Raw genomic sequence first — 19,954 nt, forward strand, 5'->3', positions numbered from 1 at the left:
CTCACCGCTCCAGCAAAAGGGTTTGCAACGCCAAACGGCGCGCCGTGTCCTCAAGACCCAAAGCGCGCAACGTCGCAAGCGCATCGCGCAGCGCACTGGCATCCCCGCCCGCCCCGTCGTTCAGAAGGTCGAGCACGATCAGGATGCTCTCGCCCAGCCGCTTCTGGCGGGCATTGGCAATCAGATCGGCACGCGGTGTTGCCGTTGTAAACGCCTCGAACACCGCCCGTTCCATCACATCATCCGGTGCTTTTTCGGGCATTTCACCAATGCCAATCGCGGTGAGCAGTGATTTCTGCTGCGCATTAACCGATGCGGCTTCATAGGCGGGCGACAGCAGGGCAATCTCAAAGGCGATGTCAGCGGCGCGACCCGTCAGTGGTATCTGTGCAAGCGGATCGGCAAACAACGTGGCAAATGACACCTCAAGCCCTGCTTCATGCATCGCGGCCCAGACCGTTGGCAGGGTTTTCGCCACAGCCTCGGCGCTGCCGGTGTTGAGCGCTGTTTCAAACCGTTGCAGGGCAGAAACCCGGTCCCAGATGCCCCCTGATGCGGCGGCTTGTCGATCTGTGTAAAGGCCCAGCAACCGATTGTCCGGCAAGGCCCCCAGCCGCGTCAAACGCTCTGCGGCCTCCAACTGTGCCTTCCATCCCGCAACATCGCGCAGATCTGCAACAGCATATTGGCGGGCTAAATTGCCCGTTGGCAGCGGCTCGCCAATGGTTTCGAACAAACGAAAACTGAGCGGGTCCATTTTTCGTGGCGGGCGCAGGGGTGGCGCGCCCTCATAGGCATCGGGGTTCAGGAACCGGTCTATCAGATCAAGCTTTTCGTCGCTCATCAGCCCCAGTGCCTGCGCCGATCCAAATGTGAGTGCTGCATTGTCCCAGTTGCCCGCCCGCGCCGCACAGAAAATCCGGGTGCCGTAGTCGCGGGTCAGATGCGGTGCGCCTGCCAAGGTGGCACAGGCACGGTCTTCGGTTCCGTTCAACAGACTGATCTGCATCCATAAATCGAAATGATCAGGCGACGTCGTCACCCCGGCCTGTTCGATCAGCGACAACGCCGGATCAAGCGCGCCCAGCGTCACCAGCTTTTCAACGCGCGCCAGCGCCAGGGCGTCGCCTGCCGCCACACCGCCACGCGGTGCCCGTGCCTCGGCCAACAAGACGGTATAAAGGAGCGCCTGCGCCGCAGGCAGGGTTGGATCGGCAAGGTCTTTGATCTTTTTGATGATCTGATCCGCGTCGCTGCCCGCCCAGATGTCGATTGGCAACCCGGTCACAACTGTCGGCACCAATCCGATTTCGCGCGGGCTGCCCTCGCCCAGTGGCGCGACTGTCACGATCGGTGGTGTGCCGCTTTTGGTCACGGGCGGTTCATTTGATTGCTGCCCTTCAGGGAACTGCGGGGGCACCTGGCCTGTCGTGGCGGGGCCTTGCGTGCCCAGCCAGTCAATCACCGAAAGCGGGGTTTGGCCGGATGGCAATTCTTGCGTCTGGGCATGGGCGCTAAAGGCCATGAAAGCCGGTACAAACGCCCAAATTCCCAGATTGGCCATCCGCATCATCTGCATGTTATTGCGCAATCAATGTCACGGGTTCACGCGTTTCTACTTGGTCGGGAGAAAAATCCACACCAAAAAACGGACCCAGATACGCATAGCCAACCAACCCGATAAAGCCCAGAATCAGTAGAATTATCAGCAGCTTGATCAGTTTGCCCATGAAAAATGCCCGTTCGTTTTTTGTATTCTTTACCCATTCTATATATGGCCTTTTCCCCAATATCACGTCATTCAGATAAAAATGAGCGGAATTGAGCAAACACAAGCCGATGCAGGCAAGTCCGCCCCCCGGTACGTCTTGAAAAAGACCGTAGCCATGGTGGGGATGATGGGTGCTGGAAAGACCGCCGTGGGCCGTGCCGTCGCTGCAAAGCTGGGCGTGCCATTCCTTGACAGCGACAGTGAGATCGAGACGGCTGCAAACCTGAGTGTTCCCGAAATTTTTGCCCGAGATGGCGAGGCCTTTTTTCGCAAACGCGAAACAGAGGTGATTTCGCGATTGTTGGATGGGACCGCCGGTATTCTGTCAACCGGCGGCGGCGCTTTTTTGGCTGAGGTGAACCGCGAAATGATTGGAGCGCGCGGCGTGTCGCTGTGGTTGAATGCGGATCTGAACCTGCTGTGGAACCGGGTGCGTCACAAGGACACCCGTCCGTTGCTGCACACCAAAGACCCCAAAGCAACGCTTCAGGCGCTCTATCAGGTACGGGTGCCGATCTATGAAAAGTCTGATCTTTGCGTGCTTTGCGCGCCGAAGATTACCATTGATGCCATGGCGGAACGGGTGATCGAGATGTTGCTGAGCAGGCCGGATGTGTTGGAGAAACACGATGCGTGAGACCGTGAACGTCAATCTGCCGGGCCGGGGCTATGATGTGGTGATCGGCCCTGATCTTTTGGCAGAGGCGGGCGCATATCTGTCCCCGATGCTGGCCCGCAAAAAGGTCGCGGTGATTTCGGATGCAAATGTCGCGGCCCTGCATCTGGAAACGCTACGCGCTGGATTGGCGGCCACGGGGATTGAGATGGCGGCGATGACGCTGCCCCCCGGCGAGGCGACGAAAAGCTGGGAACAGCTGAACATTTGCTGTGATTGGCTGCTGGATCAAAAGGTGGAACGCCGCGATCTGGTGATCGCTTTTGGCGGCGGCGTTGTGGGTGATCTCGTAGGCTTTGCCGCAGCCATTCTGCGGCGCGGAGTCCGGTTTGTGCAAATCCCGACATCGCTGCTGGCCCAGGTCGACAGCTCTGTTGGGGGCAAGACCGGGATCAATGCGGCGCAGGGCAAGAACCTGATCGGGGCCTTTCATCAGCCGTCTTTGGTGCTGGCGGACACTGCCGTTCTGGGAACGCTCACGCCCCGCGATTTTCTGGCCGGCTACGGTGAGGTCGTTAAATACGGGCTGCTTGGGGATGCGACGTTCTTTGACTGGCTTGAGCGCCAAGGCCCGGCCTTGGCAGCGGGTGATGGGGCCGCACGTGTCGAAGCGGTGCGGCGGTCGGTCCAGATGAAGGCCGACATTGTGATGCGTGACGAGACAGAGCAGGGCGATCGGGCATTGCTGAACCTTGGCCATACGTTCTGTCATTCACTTGAGGCGGCGACCGGATATTCGGACCGTCTGTTGCACGGCGAGGGGGTAGCGATCGGGTGTGCGCTGGCGTTTGAATTGTCAGCGCGGCTGGGGCTGTGCAGCCAAGAGGACCCAAGCCGGGTGCGTGCGCATCTCAAGGCGATGGGTATGAAAACAGACCTGTCGGACATTGCAGGTGATTTGCCGGATGCCGAAGGGCTGCTGGGTCTGATGGGACAGGATAAAAAGGTCGTGGATGGTCAGCTGCGGTTTATTCTGGCCCGCGGCATTGGCACCGCTTTCGTCACTGGCGATGTGCCCCGCGATGCGGTTCTTGGTGTATTGCGCGATGGATTGGCCGCGCGCTAGCAATCAGTCGCGCCGCAGAACCATCGCGAATTTGTCCTCTGCCGAAAAACCGACCGCCTCGTAAAAACCTTTGGCACCGCGCTTTTGCCCGGTCATCAGCATGATTTTATAGGCGTCCGCATCCCAGGCCACCGCAATCGCCGCGTTCATCACTGTGCGGCCCAAACCCTGTTTTTGATGATCGCGCCGCGTCACCACGTTTTCGATCAACGCATAGGGCCGCGCATTCCAAAGCACATTTGGCAGTAAATGCAGCGTCACCATCGAGACCAGATCATCGCCGATAAACCCGCCAAAAACGGAACTGCCGGGATGGGTGATCACAGCGTCAAACGCACCCGCGTTCTGCGCGGGTGGTCCGAACGTAAGTTCATTGTAAAGCAACAGCGCGCTGTCCACGTCGGCATGACCCAAAACGCGAACAGAGACGCCCGACCGCATCAGAACGGGATTTCGTCATCCAGATCACGCGATGATCCACCGCCGCCGCCGCTACCGCCCCCGGATGAGGAAGGGCCGCTGTCATATCCACCGCCCTGATCGTATCCGCCGCCGCCAGCGCCGCGGTCATCATATCCGCCGCCACCGCCCGATCCGCCGCCATCGCGCCCGTCAAGCATGGTCAGCGTACCGTTAAAGCCCTGCAGCACCACCTCGGTGCTATAACGGTCGGCACCAGACTGATCTTGCCATTTGCGGGTCTGCAACTGGCCTTCGATATAGACCTTGGAGCCCTTTTTCAGATACTGCTCAGCAATCCGCACCAGACCTTCGTTGAAAATCGCAACACTGTGCCATTCGGTCTTTTCGCGGCGTTCGCCGGTGTTTTTGTCTTTCCATGTCTCGGACGTGGCGATGCGCAGGTTACACACCTTGCCGCCGTTCTGAAATGAACGCACCTCGGGGTCGCGCCCCAGATTGCCGATAAGGATCACTTTGTTGACTGAGCCGGCCATGTCGCCCCCCTTGGTATTGTCGTTTGTGCAGGGGCCGAATCCATCGACCTCTTCTAATCGTGTTGGTTATAGCTTGGTTGATCCATGGTTAACATCAAGTTTCCGCCCAAATTGCCGCAACCGTTCAAGAATTCAAAGGCTGACAAAAACCGCTGGAGTTGGTAAGAAGTGGATCGAACGAAGGGTTGGGGGACTGGTAAAGATGCGCAGATCGCAAATATGGGCCGTCGCGGCGGTCAGCAGCATGGTTTTCGGGTCCGCAGCGCCGGTTTCAGCTGATATTTTTTCGTCCAAGAATCGCAGTGGCCTCTTTAATGCACAAAAAAGCGTGCTCGATAACCGCGCCGCCAAACAATATTCCGCCTCGGTCCGGCTGAAACCACCGACCGTTGTGACACCCACTAAATGGGACGACCAGACCCCCGAATACCGTGGCAAATACAAGGGCGTCTATCTTGCACTCGCCCGCGAGGCGGCCAATCGGCACGGCATTCCGGCTGATCTTTTCTTGCGCCTGATCCAGCAGGAAAGCGGATGGAATGCCGGTGCGCGGTCACATAAAGGGGCGATGGGATTGGCGCAGCTGATGCCCGCCACGGCGCGCAAATTACGCGTTAATCCCGACAATCCCGAAGAAAATCTAGAGGGCGGCGCGCGCTATCTGAAACAGCAATACCGGACCTTTGGCACATGGCGTCTGGCGCTTGCCGCCTATAATGCGGGGCCGGGGGCAGTGAAGAAATACGGCGGCATTCCGCCCTACAAGGAAACCCGGAATTACGTGAAAATCATCCACGGCGGCTAAAACTTGCAGGCAAAAATTGAAAAAGGGGGCGGATCAACCGGTGTTCCGCCCCCTTTTTTTTGTCCCATTGTCACTCAGCGGCGACGTTCACTTCGATCACCGGTTCCATCTCGGCAAATTTCTCGTCTGAGAGGTGGCATTTGACCTGATGGCCATCCGCCATGGTACGCATCGGCGGCACTTCTTTCTCACAAAGCCCGCCCGGCACCTCGGATTTCCAACGGCACCGCGTCTGGAACGGGCAACCCGGTGGCGGGTTCATGGCTGACGGAATGTCCCCCTCAAGCACGATGTGCTTTTTCTTGACCTTGGTGTCTGCAATTGGAACCGCCGACAGCAGCGCCTCGGTATAGGGGTGATAGGGCGGGCTGAACACCTGATCTGTGGTGCCCAGTTCAACCACATGGCCCAGATACATCACCATCACCCGGTCGCTGAGATAGCGCACAATCGACAGATCGTGGCTGATGAAGAGCAGCGTGGTTTTCTGTTCGCGCTGGATTTCCATCAGCAGGTCCGTAACCGCAGCCTGCACCGACACATCGAGCGCCGACACTGGTTCATCCGCCACCACAATGCGCGCATCACCCGCAAAGGCCCGCGCGATGCCGACCCGTTGCTTTTGCCCACCGGACAATTGCCGCGGCATCCGAGTTGCAAATTCACGCGGCAGCTTCACCAGATCAAGCAGTTCCAGCATCCGCTGCCAGCGCTCTTTCTCGTTCTTGCCGATTTTGAAGATCTCAAGGGCACGCACGATCTGGCGGCCCACGGTCATCGACGGGTTCAGCGTATCAAAGGGGTTCTGAAAAACCATCTGAATGTCGGCCACGTTCTGCGTGGTGCGATTTTCAATCGGCACATTGCCGATGTCCTGACCATCCAGATAAATGTGGCCTTCGGTGGCTGTCTCAAGCCCCATCAGCACCTTGGCGAATGTCGATTTACCACAGCCGGATTCGCCCACAATCGCCAACGTCTCGGATTCGCGGGCTTCAAAGCTGAGGGTTTCGTTGGCTTTGACCACCTTGGTGTCGCCGCCACCAAACATCGCGTTGGCTGCGACCTGATAGTATTTCTTGAGGTTGTCCATTTTCAGGACAACTTTGCCCACGTCACCCTTGGTCTTGACCTCGGCCAACTCAAGCGGTGCGGCCCAGTCGATTTCCTGGAATTTGACACAACGGGTGTGATGTCGGTCATTGCCTGGCACCGGTTCCATCGAAATGGACCCTTGATCACAGCGCCCGGCCTCAAAATAATCGCAGCGCGGGCCAAAGTTACAGCCCGGCGGGCGTTCATGGGGCAGCGGGAAGTTGCCCGGAATGGCGATCAGCGGACGCGCATTTTTGTCTGCGCCAGGCAGCGGGATGGAGCGGAAGAGCGCCTGAGTGTAGGGGTGCTGCATCTCGTCGAACACCTCTTCGATGGTGCCGCGCTCGACCGCTTCACCTGAATACATCACACAGACCCGGTCACAGGTTTCAAGGATCAGACCAAGGTTATGCGAAATGAACAACATCGAGGTGCCGTATTTGGTGCCAAGTTCCTTGACCAGCTGCACCACAGCCGCCTCTACCGTGACATCGAGCGCGGTTGTGGGTTCGTCCAAGATCAACAAAGACGGTTCCGACATCAGCGCCATCGCAATGACGATGCGTTGTTGCTGACCACCTGATAATTGATGCGGATAGGCGTTCAGGATGCGCTTGGGGTCGGGCAATTTCACGTCAGTCACCACCTGAAGCGCGCGATCATGTGCCTCTTTTTCGGACATGCCCGCATGGATCATCGGCACTTCCATGAGCTGCCTGCCAATCTTCATCGCCGGATTTAGCGAGGCCATCGGTTCTTGATAAATCATGGCGACTTCGGATCCGCGAATATCACGCAGTTCCTCATCGCTCATCTCACCCATATCGCGGCCTTTGAACTTGATCGAACCGCCAACGACGCGGCCGTTTTTGCCCAGATCCTGCATGACGCCCAGCGCCACGGTGGATTTGCCGCAACCGGATTCGCCAACCAACCCGACCGCTTCGCCGGGCTTGACTGAAACGGAAAAGTCCATGACCGCCGGAATTTCCCGGAGCCGGGTGAAAAACGAAATCGACAGTTTGTCGATCTCCAGAATTGGACCGTCATAATCCGTCTTAGCCATCTCTTGTCTCCCTCATAGGGTGCCGATTTAGAGGGTGGTATCGCCTCTTATCGGCTTAAATATCTTTGGTGGACCGGGCAGATATCCGCCCGGTCGGCACCTTTCATCAATCGCGCAGGCTTTCTTCGCGCAGACCGTCCGCCAGCAGGTTGAGCCCCAGAACGAGGCTCAATAGTGCTACCGCCGGGGCCAAGGCCGCATGTGGATAAAGCGACAGGAGCCTGCGTCCGGAATTAATAGTGCTGCCCCAATCCGGGCTTTCAGATTCAAGCCCCAGACCAAAGAAACCCAAGGTTCCCAGCAGGATGGTCGTATAGCCAATGCGCAAACAGAAATCGACGATCAGCGGCCCCCGTGCATTGGGCAGGATTTCCCACAGCATGATGTACCATGGCCCCTCACCACGGGTCTGTGCCGCAGCCACATAGTCTCGTGTCTTGATATCCAGCGCGAGGCCCCGGACGATCCGGAACACGGTGGGCGAGTTCACAAACACCACCGACACGAACACCACAAGAATGCCTGCATCGATGTTGAAAAGGTCAATAGCGTTGGGAAGGCCGGGAATACGATAGGTTACGGCATCCACGATCGCACCGTCGGTACTGATCAAAGACAGATAAAGCCACGCCATTACGCCCAGAACCACGACCAGCAAAGGGGTACGGAATGTCGGTTGGGTGTAATAGCGCGAGTTCAGCAAGATCCCGACGAACACCAGCGGGAACACAAACAAGAATGCGGCCATATAATTGGGAATACCTGTCAGCACGATCTCTGGCGTGACCAGCAGATAAAACAGCAAGATTACCGGGAAGGCGAGGATGAGATTGGCCAGAAACGACAGGATCGTGTCCAAACGACCGCCATAATACCCGGCAGGCAACCCCAGCGTGATGCCCACCATGAACGCAAAGAGCGTTGCCAGCGGTGCGATCTGCACCACAACCCATGATCCTTTAATCAAGCGACTGAACACATCGCGCGCCAGATTGTCACCGCCCAGCAGGAACCACTGAAAGTCATTTTCCTCGGCCCGCGCCAGCGGCGTACCGGGCAGTTTGTTTTTCATGCCCGACACCTGACTCAGGCTGTCATGGGTGGTTAGCATGTCAAATACACCCCCAAAGATACCGGTGAACACCCAGAACATCACAATCGCAAACCCGATCATGCCCACGGTGCTGTCAAAGAGTTTGCCGTAAAGCCCCAGCTTGCGCTTGAATGTGATCGACAGCGCAAAAGTAGCGATCAGCGCAATCCACACCGGCAAGAACTGGCGTGACATGCCGCCAATGATACCGGCCCTTGTGCCCATGAAGACGCCAAGAACGAGGTAGGCAAGCACAAGTGCCACCGCCGAATAAAACAGGTAGGTGACAATCACACCGATAAATCCGCTGGCACCGCTATCTGCGGCCAGTGTCCCATCTGCATTAACCGCCCGCGTTCCGGAAACGGTGACATAGGATGCCACGATTTGAATAACGATCATCAAAGCCAACAGCGCGATGACCAGGAAAAAGATAAAGTTCAGTCCGCTTAAGGACCCAGTCCATGACAATTGTTCCATGTCCATGCTCCCTTAAGAAATGCGAATGCGTGGGTTCAGGTAAACATAGCCGATATCCGATATCAGCTGCGTCACCAGCACCACGACAACTGAAACGACCGACACTGCCAGTAACAGTTCAATATCGTTGTTGGACGCCGCCTGTACCAGGAGCCAGCCAAAGCCCTTATAGTTGAACAGCGTCTCGACAATCACCACCCCGTTCAGCAACCAGGGGATCTGCAGCATGATCACTGTAAACGGCGCAATCAGCGCGTTGCGCAGCGCGTGTTTCAACACGATGTCGCTGAATTTGACGCCTTTCAGACGCGCGGTGCGGATATATTGTGCGGTCATCACCTCGGTCATTGAGGCCCGCGTCATCCGCGCAATATATCCCATCCCATAAAGCGAAATGGTCAGAACCGGCAGAAAGAAGTTCCAGAAATTCGCGTCATCCATGGCGCTGGTGGCAGAGCCAAGGAACAGGGTCTTGCTTTCCAAAAGCCCGATCTCGTTCAGCCAGGGTGATATGCCAAACTTTGAAGACGCCAGCACCGCAATGAAAATCACACCGGATACATATTCGGGCGTTGCTGTCGTGGCGATCGAAAAGGTGGACAGGGACCGGTCAAGCTTTGATCCCTCGCGCATGCCTGCCAAAACTCCGACAAGCAGCGCCGTTGGCACCATCAGGATTAATACCCACAGCATGAGCTTCCCGGTCAGCGCCAACCGGGTCAGCACAGTCGCCCCGACATCATCCTTGAACACGGTTGAGAACCCCCAATCACCCTGCAGGATACCACAACGTGTCGGGCGTTCTGCTTCGGGTGTGCCTTCTGGAAAACAGCGGCCAAATACCTTGCCATCTTCTTTTTCCGTGACCCATCCCGGCATGACGCCCAACCATTCGCCAAATTTGTCGTAGGTGGGTTGCAGATAGCCACGGTCGCCCAGATAGCTGGCAACCGCTTCATCCGACATCCGAAAGTTGCCTTGCGTCTTGGCCAGCTTTTCAAGGTTCGGATATAGATTGGTCAGCCAGAACACGATGAACGTCAGGCACAGCGCCGTCAGCAACATCACGCCCAGGCGGCGAAGTATGAATAGTCCCATGAAGTGCCCCTGTTGAGTGGCTAAGCAGGTTTGTCCCGCCGGTTTTGGTTTTTATCACGTCCGGCGCTTGGTGCCTTCCTGTGATGGTCAAAGCACATCGTGCACTGAATTATTTCGCGTTTCTTTTTCGAACACCCCACGTGGTTACGGGGGCGCTGGGGGTGCGCTGGCATTGCACAATCAATATCACCTGAAAATCCCCCGCGCCTATGAGGCATGACTCCGTTGCGCAGGTCAACGGCAACTTCCGCCCTTTCGCGGTTATTTTGCGACATGTTTCTTGTATAAAAGCGACCTCAACTTGAGGGGCGGCTTTGTCTGTTGTTCTCTTGCCCGGGCTTTTCCGCGCGCAGCTTGCTGGGCGCATGTCCCGTATGTTGCTGCATAAATCGGGTGAAATAGGCGGCCGATCCAAAGCCAAGATGTCGGGCAATGTCCTGAGCGGGCTGTTTGGTTTCACTTAACAGGCTGCGGGCCGCGTAAACCACACGTTCGGTCAACAGATCAGCCGCGGTTTTGCCTGTGGCGGCCTTGACCGCACGGGTCAGGTGGGTGGGTGTCACGCCAAGATCGGCGGCATAGTCGGCCATTGGTGCGCCGCTGGCATAGCGTGCAGATATCATTGCGCAGTACCGTGCGCTGAGCCGGGCAGCGGCGTTGCGGCGGACGGGCACATGTTCCTCTTGCATGATCTGCCGTCTGAGCCAGACCGACATCAGCGCCGCATGTGCTTCCAATGCGTCCTGACGCAGCGGGCGCTGCGAATTCTGTTCGCGCTGTGCGGCTTCAATCAAACCATTAAGCTCTGTTTGCACGTGGACATCCCTGATCCTGAGATGGCGTGGAATTTCAGGCAACCTGAGCGGCGTGCCCTGCGGGATCACCACCACTTGCCCCATCCCCTGCCGACCCAGATCAAAGGCAAAAAGCGCGCCCGACGGGATCAACAGCGCGTTGTGGACACCCAGACCCCGGCGTTGCCCATCAAGCAACACGCGGCCCTGTCCACGGGTAATCCAGATCAGCAAATGGTGTGGGCGGTCATGGGCAAGATGCAGTTTCCAGTCCTGTCCGGCGGTTAATTGCGGCAAGGTCAGGATCTTGATGTCAAAGGTGTGCTCAGTCATAAAAACATCGCATATGGGAAAGCGTTCGGGGTGGTTAATCCCAAATTACCCCCATAAAAATCACCATTTGTCAATTTAACGAACGATTAAGGCTGGTGAATATGCGCCCACGTTGCCATTTTGCTGCGCATCCATGTGCGCTGTCGTTTGGCAAATTGCCGGGTGGCGGTCACGGCGGCGTCTCGTGCCTGATCAAGCGTCATGTCACCGCTCAGATGCGCCATCAGTTCCGGCACACCAATGGCGCGGTGTGCGGGCAAGGCAGGATCGTAGGTCGGCTGAACCGCTGCAACCTCATCCACGGCACCGCCGTCGATCATCAGGGCAAACCGCCGCGCGATCCGATTGTTCAACCAGTCCTTGTCCGCGTCGATCACAATGGGAAAACACCGATCCAACGGCAAAAGAGGCGGGGCCGTATTGTCCTGCCATGCGGCCAAGCCGCGCCCGGTGGCCTGTTGAACTTCCCATGCCCGCTGCACGCGGACCCGGTTCATGATGTCGATCCGTTTGACGGTTTCAGGATCAATCCCGGCCAGCAATCGTGGGCGGTCCAGTGCATCGCCCTGCGCGCGGACTGCGGTTGGTGTGGCAGGGATATCGGCCAGACCCTGCGTCAGGGCGGTAAAATAAAGCCCGGTACCGCCCACGATGATCGGCCTGACCCCATCCAGCAGCCCCCCCACCTCGCGCAGCCAGTGGCCGGTGGAATAGGACTGGGTGGCCTTAATATGACCGTATAGCAGATGCGGTGCACGCGCCTCTTCCTCGGCAGAGGGGCGCGCGGTGATCACCCGCCAGCACGCATAAACCTGTGAGGCATCCGCATTTACGATGACGCCGCCCTGACGTTCGGCAATCTCAAGCGCCAGCGCCGATTTGCCCGACGCGGTCGGGCCTGCAATCAGGACGGGTTGTTCAGGCGACAACTGTTCCAACAGATCAGAGGCGACAATTGGCATGGGTCGGTATATTTCTTTCTCAAGACCAGCGGGGACGGATTGAACCTTGCCTCCATTTGCGACATTTTGCGGCAGATTGAAATGCTCAATGACCCTCCGAAAGGTGCCCCCATGTCCGATGCCACGCCCCAAGCCGCCCCGCAGTCCACGTTCAAACGGGTCATGCTCAAGATTTCGGGTGAGGCGCTGATGGGAGATCAGGGGTTCGGCCTGCATCCGCCTACGGTGGAACGGATTGCGCGCGAAGTGCAGACGGTGCACGAAATGGGCGTTGAAATCTGCATGGTCATCGGGGGCGGCAACATCTTTCGGGGCCTGCAAGGGTCGGCCCAGGGGATGGAGCGGACTACAGCCGATTACATGGGCATGCTCGCAACGGTGATGAACGCGCTGGCGATGCAATCCTCGCTTGAAGGGCTGGGCATCCACACCCGCGTCATTTCTGCAATTACGATGAACGAGGTGGCAGAACCCTATATCCGCCGCCGTGCTGTGCGCCACCTTGAGAAAAAGCGCGTTTGCATCTTTGCCGCCGGCACCGGCAACCCATATTTCACCACCGATACCGCCGCCACCCTGCGGGCCAATGAAATGTCCTGCGAGGCGATCTTTAAAGGCACCAAAGTGGACGGTGTCTATGACAAGGACCCCAACAAATTTGCCGATGCCAAACGCTATGACACGGTCAGCTACGATGACGTTTTGCAGAAACGTCTGGGCGTGATGGATGCCAGCGCCATTGCATTGGCCCGTGACAACAACCTGCCGATCATTGTGTTCTCATTGGATGAACCGGGCGGTTTTCGTGGCATTCTTGCGGGCGAGGGCACATACACGCGGGTGCAGGGCTAGGAAGTATCAACGGGTTGCCGTTCAGGCGGTCACACAGGTCTTTGCGGGGCTGATGTGGAACCAAGAAATTAGGCACCAGAAAAATCGGCGACGGATCTGATGGTGCAGATACCCGGACCAAGCCAACCCCGCAGTATCCGCTGCGGTCCAATGTGCAAAGTCCAGATCATACCGCCACGACCAAGCGTTCCGATCCAATTTCGGGTTCGGTCACAATTCGCGAATATTCCTTGAGATATGGTTATTCCGGGACAACGGTGGGCGGAGGCGACTATACAAGTGCGACAGGCTGGCATAAATAGTCCACCAACAGCCCAGACAGCAGTACGAGGAAACCATGGCAGAAGACTTCATACTTGATACCGACGATCTTGAGCGGCGGATGGAGGGGGCGTTTAGCTCACTGCGCACGGAATTTGCGTCGCTGCGCACAGGGCGCGCGTCGGCGTCTATGTTGGAACCGGTAATGGTCGACGCCTACGGCTCCATGACCCCGATAAATCAGGTCGGCACGGTGAACGTCCCGGAATCGCGGATGGTTACGATCAACGTTTGGGACAAGGCGCTGGTTGGCAAGGTTGAAAAAGCGATCCGCGAATCTGGGTTGGGCATCAATCCGCAGCTGAACGGCACCATTATCATGCTCCCGATCCCTGAGTTGAACGAAGACCGCCGCACCCAGTTGACCAAAGTCGCGGGCCAATATGCCGAACATGCGCGCGTCAGCGTCCGCAATGTCCGCCGCGACGGCATGGACCAGATCAAGAAGGCTAAAAATGACGGCGCGCTGTCCGAAGATGATCAGAAAATTTGGGAAGATGAAGTTCAGGAAATTACCAAAAAGTTCATCTCCAGGATCGATGATCAACTTGAAACCAAGCAAGCCGAAATCATGCAGGTTTAATCCGATCTGTGACCTAGATGCCTGTTATTTGAAAGTTAGTACATGAGTTCCGCCGACCTGCCAGACTCCGGGCCAAAAACCAAAATCGTTCCCGGTGGGCCGCGCCATGTGGCGATCATCATGGACGGTAACGGGCGGTGGGCAACACAGCGCGGCAGACCGCGGCTGTTTGGCCACCATGCGGGGGCCAAAAGAGTACGCGAGGTGGTCGAATCCTGCCCGGATTTCGGCGTCGAATACCTGACGATCTTTGCTTTCTCGACGGAGAACTGGAAGCGCACTCAGGTCGAGGTTGCCGGCCTGATGAGCCTTTTTCGGCGCTATATCAAAAAGGAAACGCGCAGCCTGTCTGAATTTGGCGTGCGGGTGCGTTTCATCGGCGACAGGGTTCGGCTTGATGACAAGCTGATCAAAATGATGACTGATCTTGAAGAGGCGACAGAGCACAACACGCTGGTGCACCTGACCATCGCAATAAACTATGGCAGCCGCGACGAGGTTGCCCGCGCCACACGGCGGTTGGCCCAGGATGTGGCGGACGGGCGGCTTGATCCGGCAGCGGTGGACGAAGAAACCTTGCCCAAATATTTGGATACCTACGTCCTTCCCGATCCTGATCTGGTGATCCGCACCAGTGGCGAGGCCAGAATTTCCAACTTTCTGCTGTGGCAATCCGCCTATGCTGAATACGAATTTATCGACACCCTATGGCCCGACTTTTCCAAAGAAGAATTCGGCCGACTGTGCGCCGCCTATGGCGACCGTGATCGCCGTTTCGGTGCCGTGAAAACCTGACCGGAGAGACAGATGAACAAATCGCCTGAACAATGGTCTGATCTGACCGCGCGAATGGCGTCATCGGCTGCAATGGTCCTGATCGGATTGATCGGTATCTGGTTCGGGGGCCACTTATTTCATGCCTTGGTGGCGCTGATTTGTGGCCTGATGGTCTGGGAACTGGTTGGCATGCTGCGTCCCGGAGTGCGCCACGTGCAACTCCAGTTGGGCGTGCTGACCGGGCTCGCGGTCTTTTTTGCAATTTATTTACCGGTCGGTTTTGCCCTGCCGCTTTTGCTGGCCCCGGCGATGATCGGATTTGGCTATCTGTCTGAAAACCGGACCATTTATATGTCCTATACCGTGCTGATCCTGCTGGCCGGATATGGCATGATGCAGGTCCGTGATGACATGGGCTTTGGGTGGCTGTTGTGGCTGGTGATGGTTGTGGTTGTCACCGATGTGGTTGGCTACTTTGCCGGTCGCGCTTTTGGAGGGCCGAAATTCTGGCCGCGCGTCAGCCCCAAGAAAACATGGTCCGGCACCGCTTCTGGATGGGTGGGCGCAGCCGTTGTGGGGCTGCTGTTTTCGATCAACACCGGTGTGGGTTTGCAATTGATCGGGATATCCATCGCGGTCTCGATGGCGTCGCAGATGGGTGATATTGCTGAATCCGGGCTGAAACGGACGATGGGTGTCAAGGACAGCTCAGATTTGATCCCCGGCCACGGCGGATTGCTGGACCGCTTTGATGGGATGCTGGGGGCGTCATTGTTCTTGCTGATCATCGGCCAGTTTATTGGCTTTCCTCCGGGACTGGGCTGACCCCGCGATGCCGCGCCGCATCAGTATTCTGGGGGCCACCGGATCGATCGGGCAGAATACCCTTGATCTGGTGCGCCGCAACGTGGCAGCCTACGACGTTGTGGCGCTGACCGGGGCGGGCAACATCGCGCAATTGGCCGCGGATGCGATAGAAATGCGGGCCAAGATCGCGGTAACAGCGCGGCCTGACCTGCTGGAGGATCTGCGCGATGCGCTGAAAGGTTCAGATGTCGAGGCCGCGGCAGGCGCGGATGCGGTTGTTGAGGCGGCCAGCCGTCCGGCCGATTGGATCATGTCGGCAATCGTGGGTGCCGCCGGGCTGGCACCGGGATTTGCTGCATTGGCGCAGGGATGCACGCTGGCGCTGGCCAACAAAGAATCGCTGGTGTGCGCCGGGCAGCTTTTGCTGGAAACGGCCCATACTCACGGCGCGACGATACTGCCCGTCGACAGTGAGCATTCTGCGATATTTCAGGCCCTCGTCGGCGAAGATATCACGGCGGTGGAGCGGATCATCATCACCGCCAGCGGCGGGGCATTTCGCGATTGGCCGTTGGATAAACTTGCGCAGGCAACGCTGGATCAGGCGTCGTCCCATCCCAATTGGGACATGGGCCAGCGCATCACCATTGATTCCGCGTCCATGTTCAACAAGGCGATGGAAGTCATTGAAACCCGGGAGTTTTTTGGCGTCGATCCGGATCAGATCGAGGTGCTCGTGCATCCGCAGTCCATGGTTCACGCCCTGGTCGGGTTTCGCGATGGCGGCTTGATGGCGCATGTTGGCCCACCCGATATGCGCCATGCGATCGGATATGCGCTGCACCATCCGCACCGGGCACATCTCCCGGTGGAGCGTCTGGATCTTGCGGCCATCGGCCAGCTTGATTTTTCGACCCCCGATGGTGCGCGCTGGCCCGCCCTGCGGCTGGCCCGCGAGGTTATGGGGGCGGGCGGATTGATGGGGGCGGTGTTTAACGCCGCTAAGGAAACTGCATTGGACGGATTCATCGCAGGGCAGATCAATTTCACCCAGATGGCCGAGGTCGTTGAGGACACGATGACACAGCTTGATCGCCAGCCCGGCTATATTGATGTGAGCATGACCCTTGATAACGTGCACAAAGTGGACCATTTGGCACGTGAGGCGGCAAAAGCCGCAATTGATAAAAGAGCAGGGTAGCGTTTTGGATATTTTGAGTTTGTTGCCGCAATTTGGCGGGTTGATCTGGACTTTGCTGGCGTTTGTGGTCGCGCTGTCGGTCATCGTGGCGATCCATGAATACGGTCACTACATCGTCGGGCGCTGGACAGGGATCAAGGCGGACGTGTTTTCACTGGGGTTCGGCCCGGTGCTGTGGTCGCGTCCCGACAAACACGGCACCCGCTGGCAGATCGCTGCCTTGCCTTTTGGCGGTTACGTGAAATTCGCAGGCGACGCCAATGCCGCATCGGGCAAGGATGAGGCCGCAATGGCAGCTGTTGCTGATGACCCGGAGGCCAAGCGCCACACCATGCACGGTGCACCGCTTTGGGCGCGCACGCTGACAGTGGCGGCGGGGCCTGTGTTCAACTTTGCCCTGTCGATCATCATCTTTTTTGCAGTCGCGCTTACCGTTGGCGTGGCACGAGACCCGCTGACTGTCGGCGAAATGCGCCCACTGCCCAATGCGGCACAGGGTCTGCAGTCCGGAGATGAGATTGCGGGCATCAATGGTGTGACCACACCCAGCATGGACGATGAAGAGGCCTATAATGCTTTCATTGAAGGCATCCCACAGCAGCAGGTCCTCAATTACGACGTGGTGCGCGATGGCACCGCTCTGAGCGTTGATGGACCCTATCTGTTGCCACCATTGGTCAATCAGGTCGTGCCGCAATCAGCCGCCTATCAGGCGGGGCTCAAATCAGGCGATGTCGTTACGGGCGTGGATGGCGAGCCGATCTTTGCCTTTCAGCAATTGAAAACCGCTGTTGAGGCATCTGATGGAAAAGCGCTGCAGCTCAACGTCTGGCGGGCGGGCGAGAGCCTTGAGTTTACCATGATCCCCAAGTCCACGGATGAACCGCAGCCCGACGGCAGCTTTGTGAAAAATCTGCGCATTGGCATTGCTGGTGGGATGGCTTTTGAGGCTGCAACCACGGCACCCGGTCTGGGTGAGGCGCTTTGGGGCGGCGTGGCGAACACCTGGCGGATCATCGATGGATCATTGTCTGGTCTCAAACAGATGATCGTTGGCAACATCAGCACCTGCAATCTGTCCGGCCCGGTCGGTATCGCACAGACTTCCGGTGCCATGGCGAGCCAGGGCGCGCAGTCGTTTATCTACTTCATCGCCGTTTTGTCCACCGCGGTCGGACTGCTGAACCTCTTTCCGATCCCGGCGCTCGATGGCGGGCATCTGGTGTTTTATGCTTATGAGGCTGTGGCTGGCAAACCACCCAGCGATGGTGCTTTGCGCGTCCTGATGACCGTTGGTGTGTCGCTGGTGCTGATGCTGATGGTCTTCGCGCTTGGGAACGATTTATTCTGCCCATGAAGGGCAAGCCAAAAATAGGGACCTCATGACGCGGCTTATTCTGGTTCTTGGTGATCAACTGACACCGACGCTTTCGGCATTGGAACAGGCCACCCAAGGCGACGTTATCGTAATGGCCGAAGTCGCGGATGAAACCACCTATGTGCCGCATCACCCCAAGAAGATTGCCTTTGTTCTGACCGCGATGCGCAAATTTGCGGCGCAGCTGCGCAGGGACGGTTTGACCGTGGTCTACACCAAACTGGATGATCCTGAAAATACCGGGTCAATCAACGGCGAGCTGCTGCGCAGGGCCGCAGAATATGGCACCAGTACGGTGATCGCGACGGAACCGGGCGAATGGCGGCTGATTGCGGCTTTGAACGATTTGCCGCTGGACACAACGATCCTGCCCGATACACGGTTCATCGCCTCACACGCCGAGTTCGAGGTATGGGCGAAGGACCGCAAGGAACTTCGGATGGAATGGTTTTACCGCAACATGCGCCGCAAGACCGGGTTGTTGATGGACGGTGACAAACCGGTCGGGGGCCAATGGAACTTTGACCATGACAACCGCAAGGCAGCGCCCAGGGACATTCACTATTTCGGCCCGATGCAGTTTGAACCTGACCCGGATGTGATGGCGCTTGTCGCACAGCGTTTTGATAAGAATTTTGGTGATCTTGAACCAATGTGGTTTGCCACTGAAACCGCACAGGCGCAGCGCCATTTTGAGCGGTGGCTGCGGGACGCCTTGCCGCTTTTTGGCGATTATCAAGATGCGATGCTCAACGAGAACAGGTTTCTTTATCACTCTGTCATTGGCCTTTACATAAACGCAGGCCTGCTTGATCCTCTTGCAGTCTGCCGCGCAGCCGAAAGCGAATATCAGGCGGGCCGCGCACCGATCAATGCGGTGGAAGGATTCATCCGCCAGATCATCGGTTGGCGTGAATACATGCGTGGTATTTATTTCCTGCAAGGGCCGGAATACACGTCGCGCAATGTGCTGGGCCACACCCGTGATCTGCCGGCCTTTTTTTGGGGCGCAGACACCGGAATGAACTGTGTTGCCAAAACGGTTGAGCAGACCAAAACAGACGCCTATGCCCATCATATCCAGCGCCTGATGATCACCGGAAATTTCGCTCTGCTGGCGGGGATCGATCCGGGGCAGGTGCATGAATGGTATCTGGCGGTTTATGCAGATGCCTATGAATGGGTTGAGGCCCCAAATGTCATCGGGATGAGCCAATATGCCGATGCAGGGATTGTCGGGTCGAAACCATATGTGTCCTCAGGGGCCTATATCAACCGCATGTCAGATTACTGCAAAAGCTGTGGATACAAGGTCAAGGACAAGACCGGTAAGGATGCCTGTCCTTTCAACCTGCTGTACTGGGATTTTCTGATCCGCCACCGCGACCGGTTTTCAGGCAACGCACGGATGGGCAACATGTACCGCACCTGGGACCGGATGAAGCCGGATCATCAAAAGACGGTGCTGCAAGATGCAGCCAGTTTTCTGGCGCGGATGGACGCGGGCGACGCAGTCTAGGACCGCTGAGAGGTGCACCGGCAGAGCGATCATTTATCCTGGGCAAATATCCGCAATCGCCATATTGCGGCCACATTTGGTCAAACTCGTGCCTTAATCCTTTGTTAGGACTTGATGCGTTGCCAAAGGAGCACGACATGCAAGCGATTCAAAGTTCATACCGGGGCCTAAGCCTGTTGATGGAACTCAACTGGGATCGCGTCCTTTATGTGGCCACGATTGCTTTTGCGCTGGCCGCAGGAGCCTTTGTCGGATCTCTTTGATTGATCTGCCAACCCACTGTATGATGTCTAACTGGGTTAGATAACTGCATTATGTAGT

General features: G+C 57.4%; 20 protein-coding genes. 11 read left to right on the top strand and 9 right to left on the bottom strand.

Features of this window, described 5'->3' with window-relative positions; all coding sequences use genetic code 11:
- Position 1: 1 nt before the first annotated feature.
- Together ACEWL3_RS06910 and ACEWL3_RS06915 are read right to left on the bottom strand one after the other, a co-directional pair.
- Positions 2 to 1,579, bottom strand: a complete 1,578-nt coding sequence (locus ACEWL3_RS06910; RefSeq protein ID WP_435000620.1) for a hypothetical protein — start codon at positions 1,577 to 1,579, stop codon at positions 2 to 4.
- A gap of 1 nt (position 1,580) precedes the next feature.
- The gene (locus ACEWL3_RS06915; protein WP_205389794.1) at positions 1,581 to 1,730 is read right to left on the bottom strand and encodes a hypothetical protein; all 150 of its coding nucleotides are present in this window, start codon (positions 1,728 to 1,730) and stop codon (positions 1,581 to 1,583) included.
- An 81-nt stretch (positions 1,731 to 1,811) separates the two neighbouring features.
- Between ACEWL3_RS06915 and ACEWL3_RS06920 the strand changes: the two genes are divergently transcribed.
- Positions 1,812 to 2,408: a shikimate kinase gene (locus ACEWL3_RS06920; RefSeq protein WP_386178472.1), complete on the top strand. Its 597-nt coding sequence runs from the start codon at positions 1,812 to 1,814 to the stop codon at positions 2,406 to 2,408.
- Positions 2,401 to 3,513, top strand: coding sequence for a 3-dehydroquinate synthase (gene aroB / locus ACEWL3_RS06925; RefSeq protein ID WP_386178475.1), 1,113 nt, complete (start codon positions 2,401 to 2,403; stop codon positions 3,511 to 3,513). Before ACEWL3_RS06920 ends, aroB begins: the two co-directional genes overlap by 8 nt.
- Positions 3,514 to 3,516: 3 nt before the next feature.
- Here aroB and ACEWL3_RS06930 read toward each other — a convergent pair whose 3' ends face one another.
- Together ACEWL3_RS06930 and ACEWL3_RS06935 are read right to left on the bottom strand one after the other, a co-directional pair.
- A complete protein-coding gene (locus ACEWL3_RS06930) occupies positions 3,517 to 3,954 on the bottom strand; it encodes a GNAT family N-acetyltransferase (protein ID WP_386178478.1) in 438 nt (145 codons plus the stop codon).
- A complete protein-coding gene (locus ACEWL3_RS06935; RefSeq protein WP_386178481.1) occupies positions 3,954 to 4,469 on the bottom strand; it encodes a single-stranded DNA-binding protein in 516 nt (171 codons plus the stop codon). Before ACEWL3_RS06935 ends, ACEWL3_RS06930 begins: the two co-directional genes overlap by 1 nt.
- Before the next feature lie 202 nt (positions 4,470 to 4,671).
- Between ACEWL3_RS06935 and ACEWL3_RS06940 the strand changes: the two genes are divergently transcribed.
- On the top strand, positions 4,672 to 5,274 hold the full coding sequence (locus ACEWL3_RS06940; protein ID WP_386178484.1) for a lytic transglycosylase domain-containing protein: 603 nt from the start codon (positions 4,672 to 4,674) through the stop codon (positions 5,272 to 5,274).
- A gap of 70 nt (positions 5,275 to 5,344) precedes the next feature.
- Here the strand turns inward: ACEWL3_RS06940 and ACEWL3_RS06945 are convergent, their stop codons facing one another.
- From ACEWL3_RS06945 to miaA, 5 genes are all read right to left on the bottom strand, one after another.
- A complete protein-coding gene (locus ACEWL3_RS06945; RefSeq protein WP_386178487.1) occupies positions 5,345 to 7,435 on the bottom strand; it encodes a dipeptide ABC transporter ATP-binding protein in 2,091 nt (696 codons plus the stop codon).
- A gap of 106 nt (positions 7,436 to 7,541) precedes the next feature.
- Positions 7,542 to 9,008, bottom strand: coding sequence for an ABC transporter permease (locus tag ACEWL3_RS06950; protein WP_386178490.1), 1,467 nt, complete (start codon positions 9,006 to 9,008; stop codon positions 7,542 to 7,544).
- Between the two features lie 12 nt (positions 9,009 to 9,020).
- Positions 9,021 to 10,106 carry an ABC transporter permease gene (locus ACEWL3_RS06955; protein ID WP_386178493.1) on the bottom strand — a complete coding sequence of 362 codons (1,086 nt, stop codon included), beginning with the start codon at positions 10,104 to 10,106 and terminating at the stop codon, positions 9,021 to 9,023.
- Between the two features lie 296 nt (positions 10,107 to 10,402).
- Entirely contained in the window at positions 10,403 to 11,233 is an 831-nt protein-coding gene (locus ACEWL3_RS06960; protein ID WP_386178496.1) for a helix-turn-helix domain-containing protein, read from the bottom strand.
- A gap of 86 nt (positions 11,234 to 11,319) precedes the next feature.
- Complete coding sequence (miaA, locus tag ACEWL3_RS06965) at positions 11,320 to 12,195, bottom strand: tRNA (adenosine(37)-N6)-dimethylallyltransferase MiaA (RefSeq protein WP_386178499.1); 876 nt, start codon at positions 12,193 to 12,195, stop codon at positions 11,320 to 11,322.
- Between the two features lie 111 nt (positions 12,196 to 12,306).
- Here miaA and pyrH point away from each other — a divergent pair, with 111 nt between their 5' ends.
- The 8 genes from pyrH (at position 12,307) to ACEWL3_RS07005 (ending at position 19,896) form a co-directional block, all read left to right on the top strand.
- Positions 12,307 to 13,047 (top strand): UMP kinase, encoded by a 741-nt coding sequence (gene pyrH, locus ACEWL3_RS06970; RefSeq protein ID WP_386178502.1) that lies wholly within the window; start codon positions 12,307 to 12,309, stop codon positions 13,045 to 13,047.
- 337 nt (positions 13,048 to 13,384) lie between these two features.
- Positions 13,385 to 13,951: a ribosome recycling factor gene (gene frr / locus ACEWL3_RS06975; protein WP_386178505.1), complete on the top strand. Its 567-nt coding sequence runs from the start codon at positions 13,385 to 13,387 to the stop codon at positions 13,949 to 13,951.
- A gap of 42 nt (positions 13,952 to 13,993) precedes the next feature.
- Complete coding sequence (gene uppS, locus ACEWL3_RS06980) at positions 13,994 to 14,746, top strand: polyprenyl diphosphate synthase (protein ID WP_386178508.1); 753 nt, start codon at positions 13,994 to 13,996, stop codon at positions 14,744 to 14,746.
- A 12-nt stretch (positions 14,747 to 14,758) separates the two neighbouring features.
- Positions 14,759 to 15,553, top strand: coding sequence for a phosphatidate cytidylyltransferase (locus ACEWL3_RS06985; protein WP_386178511.1), 795 nt, complete (start codon positions 14,759 to 14,761; stop codon positions 15,551 to 15,553).
- Between the two features lie 7 nt (positions 15,554 to 15,560).
- Positions 15,561 to 16,736 (top strand): 1-deoxy-D-xylulose-5-phosphate reductoisomerase, encoded by a 1,176-nt coding sequence (gene dxr / locus ACEWL3_RS06990; RefSeq protein WP_386178514.1) that lies wholly within the window; start codon positions 15,561 to 15,563, stop codon positions 16,734 to 16,736.
- Between the two features lie 4 nt (positions 16,737 to 16,740).
- Positions 16,741 to 18,093, top strand: coding sequence for an RIP metalloprotease RseP (gene rseP, locus ACEWL3_RS06995; protein WP_386178517.1), 1,353 nt, complete (start codon positions 16,741 to 16,743; stop codon positions 18,091 to 18,093).
- A 25-nt stretch (positions 18,094 to 18,118) separates the two neighbouring features.
- On the top strand, positions 18,119 to 19,633 hold the full coding sequence (locus ACEWL3_RS07000; RefSeq protein ID WP_386178520.1) for a cryptochrome/photolyase family protein: 1,515 nt from the start codon (positions 18,119 to 18,121) through the stop codon (positions 19,631 to 19,633).
- A gap of 137 nt (positions 19,634 to 19,770) precedes the next feature.
- A complete protein-coding gene (locus ACEWL3_RS07005; RefSeq protein ID WP_302622749.1) occupies positions 19,771 to 19,896 on the top strand; it encodes a hypothetical protein in 126 nt (41 codons plus the stop codon).
- Positions 19,897 to 19,954: the final 58 nt, after the last annotated feature.

This window comes from Sulfitobacter sediminivivens, assembly GCF_042611115.2.
GTDB lineage: Bacteria > Pseudomonadota > Alphaproteobacteria > Rhodobacterales > Rhodobacteraceae > Sulfitobacter > Sulfitobacter sediminivivens.